Source organism: Niveibacterium umoris (assembly GCF_014197015.1).
In the GTDB taxonomy this organism is placed as follows: Bacteria; Pseudomonadota; Gammaproteobacteria; order Burkholderiales; family Rhodocyclaceae; genus Niveibacterium; species Niveibacterium umoris.
Genome location: NZ_JACIET010000001.1, coordinates 1,716,213 through 1,728,650, shown reverse-complemented (window position 1 = coordinate 1,728,650; position 12,438 = coordinate 1,716,213). Strand labels below are relative to the sequence as shown.

The 12,438-nt window shown below is 63.1% G+C and carries 10 protein-coding genes; 4 read left to right on the top strand and 6 right to left on the bottom strand.

Annotation, left to right across the window (positions count from 1 at the left end):
• Positions 1–147 precede the first annotated feature (147 nt).
• The 3 genes from GGR36_RS07805 to cysD form a co-directional block, all read right to left on the bottom strand.
• On the bottom strand, positions 148–393 hold the full coding sequence (locus GGR36_RS07805) for a hypothetical protein (protein ID WP_183633941.1): 246 nt from the start codon (positions 391–393) through the stop codon (positions 148–150).
• A 224-nt stretch (positions 394–617) separates the two neighbouring features.
• Positions 618–2,516 carry an adenylyl-sulfate kinase gene (gene cysC, locus GGR36_RS07800; protein ID WP_183633940.1) on the bottom strand — a complete coding sequence of 633 codons (1,899 nt, stop codon included), beginning with the start codon at positions 2,514–2,516 and terminating at the stop codon, positions 618–620.
• On the bottom strand, positions 2,513–3,907 hold the full coding sequence (gene cysD / locus GGR36_RS07795; RefSeq protein ID WP_221229504.1) for a sulfate adenylyltransferase subunit CysD: 1,395 nt from the start codon (positions 3,905–3,907) through the stop codon (positions 2,513–2,515). Before cysD ends, cysC begins: the two co-directional genes overlap by 4 nt.
• 139 nt (positions 3,908–4,046) lie before the next feature.
• Here cysD and GGR36_RS07790 point away from each other — a divergent pair, with 139 nt between their 5' ends.
• The 4 genes from GGR36_RS07790 to GGR36_RS07775 all read left to right on the top strand — a co-directional run bounded on the left by GGR36_RS07790 (position 4,047) and on the right by GGR36_RS07775 (position 7,206).
• Positions 4,047–4,829 carry a sulfite exporter TauE/SafE family protein gene (locus GGR36_RS07790; RefSeq protein WP_207064285.1) on the top strand — a complete coding sequence of 261 codons (783 nt, stop codon included), beginning with the start codon at positions 4,047–4,049 and terminating at the stop codon, positions 4,827–4,829.
• Between the two features lie 280 nt (positions 4,830–5,109).
• A complete protein-coding gene (locus GGR36_RS07785; RefSeq protein WP_207064369.1) occupies positions 5,110–5,673 on the top strand; it encodes a sugar transferase in 564 nt (187 codons plus the stop codon).
• Between the two features lie 88 nt (positions 5,674–5,761).
• A complete protein-coding gene (locus GGR36_RS07780; RefSeq protein ID WP_183633937.1) occupies positions 5,762–6,664 on the top strand; it encodes a recombination-associated protein RdgC in 903 nt (300 codons plus the stop codon).
• 5 nt (positions 6,665–6,669) lie between these two features.
• Entirely contained in the window at positions 6,670–7,206 is a 537-nt protein-coding gene (locus GGR36_RS07775) for a YaeQ family protein (RefSeq protein ID WP_183633936.1), read from the top strand.
• 13 nt (positions 7,207–7,219) lie between these two features.
• Here the strand turns inward: GGR36_RS07775 and GGR36_RS07770 are convergent, their stop codons facing one another.
• The 3 genes from GGR36_RS07770 to murB all read right to left on the bottom strand — a co-directional run bounded on the left by GGR36_RS07770 (position 7,220) and on the right by murB (position 12,414).
• On the bottom strand, positions 7,220–9,241 hold the full coding sequence (locus tag GGR36_RS07770; protein WP_183633934.1) for a tetratricopeptide repeat-containing diguanylate cyclase: 2,022 nt from the start codon (positions 9,239–9,241) through the stop codon (positions 7,220–7,222).
• Positions 9,242–9,334: 93 nt separating this feature from the next.
• Positions 9,335–11,374 (bottom strand): tetratricopeptide repeat-containing diguanylate cyclase, encoded by a 2,040-nt coding sequence (locus tag GGR36_RS07765; RefSeq protein WP_183633932.1) that lies wholly within the window; start codon positions 11,372–11,374, stop codon positions 9,335–9,337.
• Positions 11,374–12,414, bottom strand: coding sequence for a UDP-N-acetylmuramate dehydrogenase (gene murB / locus GGR36_RS07760; protein ID WP_183633925.1), 1,041 nt, complete (start codon positions 12,412–12,414; stop codon positions 11,374–11,376). Before murB ends, GGR36_RS07765 begins: the two co-directional genes overlap by 1 nt.
• Between the last annotated feature and the right edge of the window lie 24 nt (positions 12,415–12,438).

Below are 12,438 nucleotides of genomic sequence, written 5' to 3'. Positions count from 1 at the left end.
GTAGCCTGCGGCGCCCTTCCGAGAGGGTCTGACGACACGCTCGACGATGTGCCGGAGGCGAAGGAGTGCGAAGCGTGGGTCAATTAGTGGTGTCGTCGCTCGCTATTCCAACGCGAGGGTCGTCATGCATTGACGTATGCCGGCCCGCTACCGGCCTGGACTGTGTCGCAGGCTCAATGCCTCGCTCGAGAGGTTCACGGAGCGCTGCAAGGTCAGGGCTGGAAAGACTTCCTTGGCGCGGTGTGGAGTCGGAAACCGGATACCCGGCGAGACGATCTGCACGGCATCAATCGCCTGCGCGTTATCGCGAACCCGATGTGCCGCCTTCAGATGCGCAGCCCGCGCGGCGCGATGCAGCTCAAGCACAAAGGACAGCCCGATCAGGCGCCACAAGGTGGGATGCCCTGGTTCAGGGTGTCTTCGCGAGCCAGCGCGTCGCATACTGTGGTGTTCGGACGCGGCTCGGTCTTGGGCTTCCATCAGGCGGACGGCATCCTTGGACTCAATACGGGCTGCGTCTGGGGCGGCTGCCCGTCGGACGTGTGGTCCAAGTCCGGCGAACGAATCGCAGTGTAGTGCCCGCGGGAAGCTTCTGAGCGGCTGGGACTAGAGAGTGCTTAGCGTCGACCGCCTGTCGGGCCAAGTTGGGAGAGGATCATCCGGACCGCCTGATCGACGCTGCTCTGTGATGTGTCGATACGCAGGTCAGGTGCTACAGGCGGCTCATAAGGGCTGCTGATGCCTGTCATGTTCGGAATGCTCCCGTCCCTTGCCTTGCGATAGAGCCCCTTCGGGTCGCGCGTTTCGCAGACCTCGAGCGGCGTGCTCAGGTGGATCTCGCGGAAGCGTTCAGCACCGATCAGGGTGCGGGCCATGTCGCGCTCCTGCCGGAACGGGGAGATGAACGCGGTGATCACGATCAGGCCCGCGTCCGCCATCAGGTTCGCGACCTCCGCCACACGCCGGATGTTCTCTACGCGGTCGGCATCGGTAAACCCAAGATCCTTGTTGAGTCCCTGCCGAATGTTGTCGCCGTCGAGGATGTAGGTATGTCGCCCCTGCCCGTAGAGCGCCGATTCAAGCGCGTTCGCAATGGTTGATTTGCCGGAACCGGAGAGGCCGGTCAGCCAGATTACGTTCGCAGGATGGCCGTTCAGGCGTTCCCGGTCAGCGCGCTGGATCGATAGTGACTGCCGGTGCACATTGCGGGCGCGGCGCAGGCTGTGCCGGATCAGCCCTGCCGCAACGGTCGTCCGCGTGTATCGGTCGACAAGCATGAAGCGACCGAGCGACGGTGTGTTGTCGAACGAATCGAACGCGATCGGAGCGTTCGTGGCAACCGTGCACACGGCCAAATCACCTGCGGAAAGGCTGCGTACCGCCTGCCGCACATCGGTGTCGGGATCGAGCCGATGCTTCAGCTTCGTCAGGCTTGCCTTGGTACACTGGGTGCCGGAGAGCAGGTCGTAAGTGCGCCCTGCATGGCCTGCCTCATCGCTCAGCCACACGAGGCTCGCCTCGAACTGGTCGGTGAGCTCGATCGGCTGATCGGCATGCGACAGTACATCGCCTCTGACCAGGTCGAGGTCGCGCTCGAGACGGATCGTGATTGCCGAGCCTTTGGCGGCAATCTCCAGCGTGCCGTCGGCGGTGGTAATCTCGTTCAGGCGCGCGGTCTGTCCGGTGCGGGCAACGCGCAGCACATCGCCAACCCGGGCAACGCCGCTGATGACCGAACCCGCGCAATCGTTGGCAAACCGGCCGTGCTGCCTAACCCGCTGGACCGGGAAGAGCAGGCGCTCAGTCGATGCCTCATCGTCGGCGATGTTGTCCAAGCTGGCCAGCAGGCTTGGGCCCGTGTACCAAGGTGTCTTGGGGGATCTGCTGCCAACGTTGTCGCCGCGGACAGCGCTCACAGGAATGACTCCCGCAAGCTCAAGGCCATGCTGGGCTGCTAGCGCCTGCGCGGCCTCATCGATTGTCTTGAAGTCGAGTGCCGCCGACGTCGCAGTATCCACCTTGTTGGCGGCAACGAGCAGGCTGCGGATTCCCAACATTGCCGCGAGCCTGGCGTGCCGTCTGGCCTGCGAATCCAGTCCAAGGCGGGTGTCCACAACGAGCAGTGCTGCCTGCGCCTGTGTTGCGCAACTGATGAGTCGACTGAAACCTTTCGGGTCGCCGGAGACATCATCTATCTGCATGCGGCGCTTCCGGGTGAATAGTGTCCAGTGGGAACTCGCGTGAACTTCGCCGTGTTCTATGCCGCTGGGCGGGCTTTCTAAGCGCGACTCAGGTGCAAGCGGCTCCTCGCGGGCTGCCGGACGGCGACTCCTTTGAATCGGTGATGTTTCCAACGCGCAACCGAGCTGACTCAGCTCCAGCTTCATTCTGGCGACAAGAGCACTCTTTCCTGAATGCTCGCTGCCGCAAATAACCAGCCGCAGCGGTGAGGCATCGTGAGCTGGCGACGGTTGCCGCGCACCGGAGTCGCGTGGGGCCCAGACTGTGGTACTCATCGTGCAATGCCCTCGTTGTGGAATTGGTCGATAACCGGGCGGGCCGGCCAGGTCAGTGCGGGCGACGACATGACCGGGAGTTCGAGCAGAATCTCCGGAATCGATCGCGCCTGTGATTCGATCAATCCCGCCTGTGGCAGGCCTCCAAGCGTCACCGCGCGCACCGAACGGACCTCGATCTGCTCCGCTGGAAGGAGCGGGAAGTCATCGCGGTCGATCAGCAGCAGCGCAGTCCCGCGCTTTACCACCGGTCGCGGTTTTGCGAAGTACAGGGGCATCACCGGGATGCGCTCGATGCCGATGTAGCGCCAGATGTCGGTCTCGGTCCAGTTCGACAGCGGTGATGCCCTGAGGAGTTCGCCCCCGTTGCGCAGTGTGTTGTAGAGCTCCCAGAGCGCTCGCGTCTGCCCCGTGGCGACCGGTTGCAATTCACGCGTCAGCATCGACACGACGGGCAGTCCTGCACGCGTCGAGAGTTCGTCGCGCCGGCATCCATCGAGCAATACATCGAAGCCAAAGTGCTCCAGCGCCAGTCGCAGGGACTCGATGGTTTCCGGAGTGCCATGCCGGGAGGTTCCGAAGAGCCTCGGGCGGAATGCGAGCGCGTCAGTAGCCGGAGGCCGGTACGTCTGCAGCGCAACGCCGAAACGCATCGCCACGCGCTCAAGAAATAGCGACGCTTCTGGCTGGGCCAGAGGGCTCCCGATGTGCAGGAGTGGTGTCGCCGGGGGGGCTGGGTGGCACGCCTTGCGCAGCAGGTGCAGCAGCACTGCACTCTCCTTGCCCGCCGAATGCAGCAGCGCCGGTTGCCCGCCGCTCGCGAGAAGCTCGCGGATGAGATGGATGCCCTCGTCCTCGAGACGCTTGAGGTCCGGTGGCAGATCTTCGCTCTTCGGGCGCTGTCCGACGGCGATATCGAAGTCCGGCAGGTAGGCCATCAAAGGCTCGGTGTGTGCCAGCGGCAGGCGCAACGTCGCAGTCACAGGGCCGTGCGGGAACACTGCAATCGCGTTGCCAAGACGCAGCTCGAGTGCTCGCAAGGCAAGGTCGATTGCGTCCGCCGTGACACCCCCGTTGACCGGGAACCAGAAGCGTCCCCCGCGTGCATCGTTCGCGTGCAGACATGGTGTGCCATCCGGCAGGGGGTGACTCTGCAGGAAGATGACCCGCTCGCGGCGACGCCGGGCCCGGTCCAGTGCCCACTGCAGCACAAGCCGATTAAGAGGGCGGTTGTGTTCGTCCCGCAAGACCTCCGGTGACAGCGCGGCGGGCAGAAGGCCCATGCTGTGCAGCAGCCGTTCTGCAGTTCGCTTTGTCCCGGCACGCCCTTGCGCTTTCAGCTGTGTGAAGGCGCGTTGCGTGTCCCATAGTCCGTCGTCTCTGAATTCCATCGGCCCGACAACTCCAATTTGATGTCGTGGTTTGCGAAAAATCCGCTTTGTGTGCTCATTGTTTCGTTGTTAGTATAAAACGTCAATTCAGAATCATGCATGAAATGCAAACTGCGACGATGGGAGCCCGGACTGCCCGATGATTTTCGATCCCTCATATGCCTTGGCCGGCGCGCTGACAGGCTTTGTTGTCGGTCTCACCGGGGTCGGCGGCGGCGCGCTGATGACACCGATCCTGCTGCTCGTCTTCGGCGTGTCGCCCCCGACCGCAGTTGCCACGGACCTGTGGTTCGCGGCGCTGACGAAACTTGTCGGCGCACGTATTCATTGCCGGGCGGGCAGCGTCGACTGGCAAGTGGCCAAACGACTGTGGACCGGCAGTCTTCCGGTTGCGCTTGCCGTGGTCGCGCTGCTCGGTTTCGGGATCCGTTTCGCGAGGCAGGACTGGCTCTCCCACGCAATCGGTGTTGCCGTAATCCTGACTGCGCTGGGCTTGTTCCTTGCTCCGATGCTTCAGCGTCGTGCACGAACCCGGCGGCTGGCGCATCCAGCGTCATTCCTCCGGTGGCAGCCTGCGATGACGATTCTGGCTGGCGCGGTCATCGGGCTCTGTGTCGCGCTTACTTCGGTGGGCGCCGGTGCGCTGGGCAGCGTGGCGCTGCTGTACCTATATCCTTTGCGGATGACGCCGCATCGGCTTGTCGCGACCGACATCGTCCACGCGATTCCGTTGGCCATGGTGGCCGGGCTCGGATATCTGCTGAGCGGGTTGGTCGACGCTGGCATGCTGTTCTCGATGCTTGCCGGTTCGATACCGGCGATCACGGCGGGTAGCCTGCTGGCACACCGGGTGTCAGCGCGAAAGCTGCAGATCGCGCTGGCGATTGTCCTTGTGGTAGCTGGGTGCAAGGCGGTGATATAGGGATCAGCAAGTCATCAATTTGATCCGTTGCTCTGGGGGTGGAGCTTCCGGCTCTCTGGATGGCAGCAGGACGATGAGCGGGCACTGCATCGCCGTTACTTGTGACTTGACACTGGAAACTCTCGCAAAGGTCGGCGACACTTTGGTCGTCAGCCTCGCTGCCGTGGCTGAATGACCATCGACCTGACCGAGCCGAAGTCGGTGAATTTCTGATCGGCTCCAACACCGTGCGGCGGGATGCGTTCTGATCGCTGGAGCGGTGCCTTGATTATTGGCTCAAGTGCTTAAAAGATTCTTCGATCTAATCGTTTCAAGCGGGGCGATCCTGCTTCTGTGTCTGCCGTTGTTTCTGATAGCGCTGGCGGTAAGACTTGAGTCATCGGGTCCTGCACTGTATTGGTCCAAGCGGGTGGGGCGGCGGGGACGTATCTTCCTCATGCCAAAGTTTCGATCGATGCGGACCGATACGCCGGTCGTCGCAACACACCTGCTGGAGGACCCGGATCGTTATCTCACGCGTCTCGGGAGACAGCTTCGGCGGAGCAGTCTTGATGAACTGCCGCAACTCTACAGCGTCTTGGTCGGCGATATGAGTCTGGTTGGACCGCGCCCCGCGTTGTTCAATCAACGTGATCTGATTGAACTGCGCAGAGAAAACGGTGTGGATCAGTTGCGCCCCGGCATTACTGGGTGGGCTCAGATCAATGGCCGTGATGAACTGCCCATCGGAGAAAAGGTGGCATTTGATGTTGAGTATCTACGGCGCCGGTCCTTCACATTCGATCTGAAGATACTGTTTCTGACGGCGTGGCGCGTGATTACTGCTCACGGCGTGAGCCACTGATTCCACTCAGGACGGCTCCAGCGACGTTTGGCCGGTTTCGGGGCTGCGTCCCGGTACAATTGCCGGCCTTGCGAATACGGACACTTCCATGTGGTTCAAGAATCTCCAGCTTTACCGCCTGCCCACGCCTTGGGCGATTGACCTTTCGTCGCTTGAAGACAAACTCGCGGCAAAGCCCTTTGTTCGCTGTGGGTCGCAGGATATGTCTAGTCGCGGGTGGGCGTCGCCGACCGGCTCCGATGTCATGACGCTGTCGGTGGGCGGGCAATGGCTGCTTGCGATGCGTACGGAGCAGCGCCTGTTGCCTGCTTCGGTGGTCAATCAGGTGGCGCAGGACAAGGCCGAGGAACTCGAGGCGCAGCAGGGGTTCAAGCCGGGCCGCAAGCAGATGAAGGAAATCAAGGAGGCGGTGACGCAGGAACTGTTGCCGCGCGCCTTCACGCGCCGTCGCACGACTTATGTGTGGATCGATCCGCAGAACGGCTGGCTGGTGGTGGATGCGTCTAGTGCGGCGAAGGCTGACGAGGTTGTGGAACTGCTGCACGACACGCTCGATGACTTGCCTCTGAAGCTGCTCGATACAGAGGTTTCTCCGCAGTCGGCGATGGCCGATTGGCTGGCATCAGGCGAGGCGCCGGCGAACTTCACGATCGACCGCGATTGCGAACTGCGCGCGATCACCGACGAGAAGGCCGCCGTGCGGTATGTCCGTCACCCGCTGGAAGGGGATGAAATTCCCAATCACCTCGCGGCGGGCAAGGTGCCGACGCGGCTGGCGCTGACCTTCGACGATCGCATCTCGTTCGTGCTGACGGAGCGGCTTGAGATCAAACGTTTGGCCTTCCTCGACATCATTCAGGAGCAGGCGGAGAAGGCGGCGGCCGAGGGCGATCCTCAATTCGAGGCCGACTTTGCGCTGATGTCTGCCGAACTCGCCCGCTTCATTCCCTGCGTCATCGAAGCGCTTGGCGGCGAACGCCAGATTGTCTGATCGCGATGGCGCTGAAATCGACAATCTTCAAGGCAGACTTGCAGATCTCCGACATGGATCGCGGCTATTACGCGAACCATGCCCTGACGCTGGCTCGCCATCCTTCGGAAACCGATGAACGTCTGATGATCCGCCTGTTTGCGTTTGCGATGTTTGCGAACGAGGCGCTGATTTTCTGCAAGGGTTTGTCGTCAGACGACGAGCCGGATCTGTGGGAGAAGGATCTGACAGGTGCGATCGAGCACTGGATCGAGCTTGGATTGCCTGACGAACGCCGCTTGCGGCAGGCAAGCGGGAAGTCGGCGCGGGTAACCTTGATCACCTACGGGGGGCGCGCAGTCGACGTCTGGTGGCAGAAGAATCGCGCCGCCTGCCTCAAGCTGCCGAGCCTGACGGTGCTACGTGTTACCGATGAGGCGGCCGAAGCGCTGACGGCGATGGCGGTCCGCACAATGCAGATCCAGTGCAGCGTTCAGGACGGCGAATTCTGGCTGTCGGATGGCGAGCGCAGCGCGCATGTGGTGCCGCTGCGCCTGGACTGACCCGCCGCGCCGATCAGGGCGGCGAAGGGCCCGAGATAAGGTTCAGCGTGACGCGGCCGTCGCGCCAGGCGTTTTCGAAGTTGTGCTCGATCTCGTCGAGCGCATCCTTGTCCGCCGCCTGCACTGCCCGGATGCCACAGGCGCGATTGCGGCCTTGTGCCTTGGCGACATAGAGCGCCATGTCAACCTGGTTGATGCCTCGTTCCCACTCCAGCGCGAGGCCGCTGGGGGCCAGCGGGAAACTCGCGTAGCCGATCGAGATCGTGATCGGTATAGATAGGTCGCCGTGCGGCACCGGTGCGTGCCCGATTGCCCTCAGCAATCGCTCGGCGAGTCGATCGAACTGTTCAAGCGGCATCGGGCTCACCGCGATCAGGAACTCCTCGCCGCCCCACCGAACCACCAGATCGCTGTCGCGCATGGTGTCGATCAGTCGTTGCGCGACAACCGTGATTACCGCGTCGCCGGCTGCGTGGCCGTGGGTGTCGTTGATCCGCTTGAAGTGGTCGATGTCGAGCAGGATCAGGCCACCGGCGAATGCGTTGTTCGCGCCGCGCGCGCGCATCGCTTCGTGGAAATAGCGGCGGTTGAACAGCCCCGTCAGTGGGTCGCGTTCGCTGCGCACCTTGAGCAGGCGATTGCTCTCGGCAAGTTTCAGGTTGGCGTCGCGCACCCGGCGATAGAGCAAGCCAATCGACAGCAAACCGCTGAGCAGCAGAGCCGCCGCCAGGAACCACACGCGTTGCTGCAATTCGCGATTGTGAAGTTGCGCATCCTTGAGGGCGTTGTTCCGGTTGAGCAGTTCGATCTCGCGTTGCTTGCGGTCAGACTGGTAACGCGCGTCCACCTCCAGCAGCACATCCTTGCGGCTCAACTCGGCGATTTCGCGCGACGCCCGACGCTCACGGTGGTATGCGTTGATGGCGCCCTTATAGTCACCGGCGGCCTCAAGCGCTTCCCCGTATTCGCTGAGCAAGGTGGCGTGCTGACTTCTGTGGTCGAGTTTCTGCGTCGCAGCGATGGCTTCTTCCATGTGCGCCTTGCCGGCATCGACACGCCCGAGCCGGATTTCCGCTTGTCCTGCGTTGGCGAGCGCAATTGCGAGCCCGTGCGGGTCTGAAATCCGGCGGGTGATGGCCACCGCTTCATCGCTGTAGCGCAGTGCGTCGGCATAACGCCCCGCCTTGAGAAAGGTGTCGCCCAAGTTCATCAGCATGCCGGAGAGCAGGCTGTCAGACGCCGTCTTGCGCGCGTAGGCGATCGCCTTCTGCGAAGCCTGCAATTCCAGAGCACGGTTCTGTTGCGCCGAGGCGATGTAGGCGCGCGTATTCCAGGCCTGCGCGAGGATTGCGGGGTCTCCCAGGCGTTCGGCAAGCGCCATGGCGGTGTTGTTGGCTTCGGTCGCCTTGTCGAGTTCATGGGCGTCTACGAAAAGCGACGCCATGCTGTCGTGTGCGCGTTGGATACGAAAGGTGCTCTGGATGGATTCGGCACCTTCAAGTGCGGCCTGGTAGGCGGAAAGCGCCTCAGGCAAGCGGCCGTTTTCCAGCAGTTGGCTGCCACGAATCATCTCGATGCGATAGTGCTGTCGCACATCGGCATCGCGCGGTAGCGACTCCGCTGCCTGCTTTGCAAACTCAAGCGCGCGGCCAAGATCGCCTTTGAGGCCCTGGACCTGCGCTCGCACCGTCAATGACGCGGCCTTGGCCTCCGGCGACGATTGCCGGTCGAGTTCTGTGGCAACCTCTCGCGCTTCTTCCGGCCGATCCGAATCGGCCAAGAAAAGACCCTTGAGGGTCAACAGCGCCAGCGTCTCGTCTGACGTTCTTGCAGACTTCAAGAGGCCTTCTACGCGCGCCAATGCAAGCTTTGCATCACCGCGCGCCTGCAGTTCGATCTCGTCGATCTGTTTCGCGAATTCAGCCGAAAGCGCGGCGCTACGCGCCGGCGACGCGCAGCACAGGGCGCACAGCAGTGCGGTGGCAAGGCTGTGCACGAAGACGTCGAATAGGCGCTTACGCTTGGGGCATCGCATTGGCAACGATCCGGATCGGCTCGGGCTGTCTGGATACCGGGAATATCGGCCGCGCCAGACGAAACTTGATGCGGCTTCCGGGAAGCGCTGCCCTTAGTCGACGGGGTGTGGCGGCGGACCCTGGGTCACGACAAGTTCAACCAGGCCGTTGCTCCACGCTTTTTCGAGATCCTTCTCGATCACCGCAATGCTGGTCTCGGCGCTGTCCAGCAGGCGCACCACGCCGTAAGCGCGACTGCGCCCATGCGCTTTGGCAAGGTAGAGCGCCATGTCGATCAGGTTGATCTCCCGTTCCCACGATAGCCGGATGTCCCCCGGCGGAAGGGGGAAGGGCGCGTATCCGATCGAGGCTGTCACCGGGATCAAGCCCGACTCGCAGGCGATCGGGTGGTCCGAAATCGCGGCGATGATGCGGCGTGCAAGGTCTGCCATCAGGTCGGGGCGGATCTGCGGCACGAATACGACGAACTCCTCTCCGCCCCAGCGCACGATCATGTCCGCTTCCCGCAGCGCGACGCGCAGGCGCTCGGCTACCGCGATCAGTACGGCATCGCCGGCGGGGTGCCCCAATTGGTCGTTGATCCGCTTGAAGTGGTCGATGTCGATCAGGTAGGTGGCGCGCACCATGTCCGCCTGGGGGGGCAGGGGATTGGCATCGAGTTCCGCCATGCGTTGCTGGAAATAGCGACGGTTGTAAAGCCCGGTGAGCGGATCACGACTGCTCTGAATCGCGAGTTGTTCGTTGCGGGCGGCCAGTTCCCGGTTGGTGGACCGCACCCGTCGGTAAAGCAAGCCGATGACCACCGCCGCCAGCGCGACGGCGAGCGCCAGCAGCGACCAGACGCGAAGTTCCAGACGGTGGTTGCGGATGGTCGCGTCCTTGAGTGCGTTTTCCTTGTTCAGCAGCGTGATTTCGCGCTGCTTTCTTTCGGATTCGTACTGCGCTTGCAACTCGAGCACGACACGTTGTTTCTCCGACTCCAGCAACTCCTCGGAGAGTGCCCGTTCCTTCAGCAGAATCTCGAGCGCCGCGTCGGTCTGGCCGGCCTTGCGCAAGGCTTCACCGTATTCGCGCAGTACGGCCACCTCGTCATTGCGGGCGCCGTGCTGGACATAGGTGCGCAGCGCGGCCTCGACGAGACTGCGACCGGCGGTGACCTGGCCCGTGAGGATGCGCGCAAGCCCGATATTCGTCTGGATCGTGGCGCGGCCAGACCAGTCCTGGAAGCTCAGCGCAATCGGTTCCGCCTGGGAGGCATGTTCGATTGCTGCTGCATAGTCGCCCGCGCTCAGGAAGTAATCCGAGAGATTGATCAGGGCGGCCGATTCGGCGGCACGTGCGCCGGATGCGCGCGCCAGGCTCAGCGCCTCGAGCAGGGCATCCTTCTGTTCCGGGCGGGCGCCGCTTGCACCATGGATGTTGGCTTCGGTCAGTTTGTAGCTGGCGAGCGTAGCGTTTTGATTGCTCCTGCGGGCAATCTCGCAGGCTTCCGCGATGGCGCGCTGTGCGTTTTCGTACTGGCGCAGGTTCAGGTACAGTGCTGCAAGCGTGTTGAGCACCATGCCCCGTCGCCGGTCCCAGTGGTTCTCATCGGCAAGGCGCGCCGCTTCCTGCAAGTGCTTGAGCGCAAGATCGTGGCGCCCCTGTTCCCGGGCAATCGAGCCCAGCAGGTTCTGGGCCCAGTACATGAGGCGGGCCGGCGCACCCGGATGCAGTGAATCGAGGGCCCGGCTTGCAGCATCTGCGGCCTGGTCAAGGTTGCCGCTGCCCTGCCACGCACTTGCCCGCACCAACATTGCTTCGGCGGCAATCTGGCTGTCTCCCGCCGCGAGATTCTCCAGTTCCTGTGCGGTTTTGTGGGCCTGTGCCGGCGCTCCGGCGAGGGCTTGTGCGTAACCTTGTACGCTCAGAAAGGCAGCGCGCGTCTCGCGCGGCGCTTTCCGCGCTTCGCTCTCGATCGATCGTAGTTCGGCCACCGCGCGGTTGGGGTGGTCGCCGGCCAGGATTTCGATCTGCTCGAGGGTGCTGAGGGTCAGGGGGGCTGCTTCGGAGTGCCTGAGCAATAACATCGTCAGGCACAGCATGGTGCCGAGTGCGAACTTTGCGGCGAGAAGCAGTCCGGGTCGGGCCATCAGTCGCTCGCGGGCTTGCCGATCACGATCGGCTCGGCTTCCAGTTGTATGTCGAACCGGCGGGCGACATCCTCTGCGATGGCATCGGCGAGAGCCAGGATCTCCTTGCCGGTGGCGCCACCCGCATTGGTCAGCACCAGAGCCTGATTGGGGTGAACGCGGGCGTGGCCGAGCGACCGACCTTTCCAGCCTGCCTGATCGATCAACCAGCCGGCAGCGAGCTTGAAGTGTCCGTCGGCCTGCGGGTAGCTCACCAGGCCCGGAAATGCGCTGGCCAGCCTTTGCCAAGTCGCAGCGTCCACCAGGGGATTCTTGAAAAAGCTGCCGACGTTTCCGACCTCCGCCGGATCCGGCAACTTGCGCTGGCGGACCGCGACGACGGCGTCGAAAACATCCTGTGCCGAGGGTTCGGCGATCTTGCGGGCGAGCAGTTCTTCGGCCAGATCGCGGTAGCTCGCCTGCGGCGTCCAGGCGCGCGGCAGGGCGAAGGTCACGCTGAGCACGATCCAGCGATCGCGGGGATGCCGCTTGAACACGCTATCGCGGTACCCGAAGCGGCACGCCTCACGATCGAGCGCCACACTTTCACCGGTCGTGCGATCGAAGGCCTCCAGTTCGTGAAACCGATCGGTCAGTTCCAGGCCGTAGGCGCCTATGTTCTGTATCGGCGCGGCGCCAACGCTACCCGGGATGAGCGCCAGGTTTTCCAGCCCCGGCCAGCCGTGCTGCAGGGTCCAGCTGACCGTGTCATGCCACCGTTCGCCGGCCCCAACCTGCACGAGATGCGCGTTGGTCGTTTCGCCGACATGTGCGCGGCCGGGCAAGGCCGGCTGCAGTACCAGACCCGCAAAGTCCGCGGCGAAGACGACGTTGCTGCCGCCGCCGAGGATCTGCACCGGCACGCCCTTCGAATCGGCCCAAGCGAGCGCATCGCGAATCTCGTCCACCGAGCCCGCCTTGCAGAAGAACGCGGCCCGTGCGGGTACGCCCAGCGTCGTCAGCGCAGTCAGGTCTACGTCCGTCTGGATAGCGGCAAGCATGCTTCGAATCGGCGAAAAGCCTTG

Coding starts and splice junctions, on each gene's coding strand:
- GGR36_RS07765 (WP_183633932.1), bottom strand. CDS start 11,374: ATGGCCCGACCCGGACTGCTTCTCGCCGCAAAGTTCGCACTCGGCACC.
- GGR36_RS07775 (WP_183633936.1), top strand. CDS start 6,670: ATGGCGCTGAAATCGACAATCTTCAAGGCAGACTTGCAGATCTCCGAC.
- murB (WP_183633925.1), bottom strand. CDS start 12,414: ATGCTTGCCGCTATCCAGACGGACGTAGACCTGACTGCGCTGACGACG.
- GGR36_RS07780 (WP_183633937.1), top strand. CDS start 5,762: ATGTGGTTCAAGAATCTCCAGCTTTACCGCCTGCCCACGCCTTGGGCG.
- GGR36_RS07790 (WP_207064285.1), top strand. CDS start 4,047: ATGATTTTCGATCCCTCATATGCCTTGGCCGGCGCGCTGACAGGCTTT.
- GGR36_RS07770 (WP_183633934.1), bottom strand. CDS start 9,241: ATGCGATGCCCCAAGCGTAAGCGCCTATTCGACGTCTTCGTGCACAGC.
- cysD (WP_221229504.1), bottom strand. CDS start 3,907: ATGGAATTCAGAGACGACGGACTATGGGACACGCAACGCGCCTTCACA.
- cysC (WP_183633940.1), bottom strand. CDS start 2,516: ATGAGTACCACAGTCTGGGCCCCACGCGACTCCGGTGCGCGGCAACCG.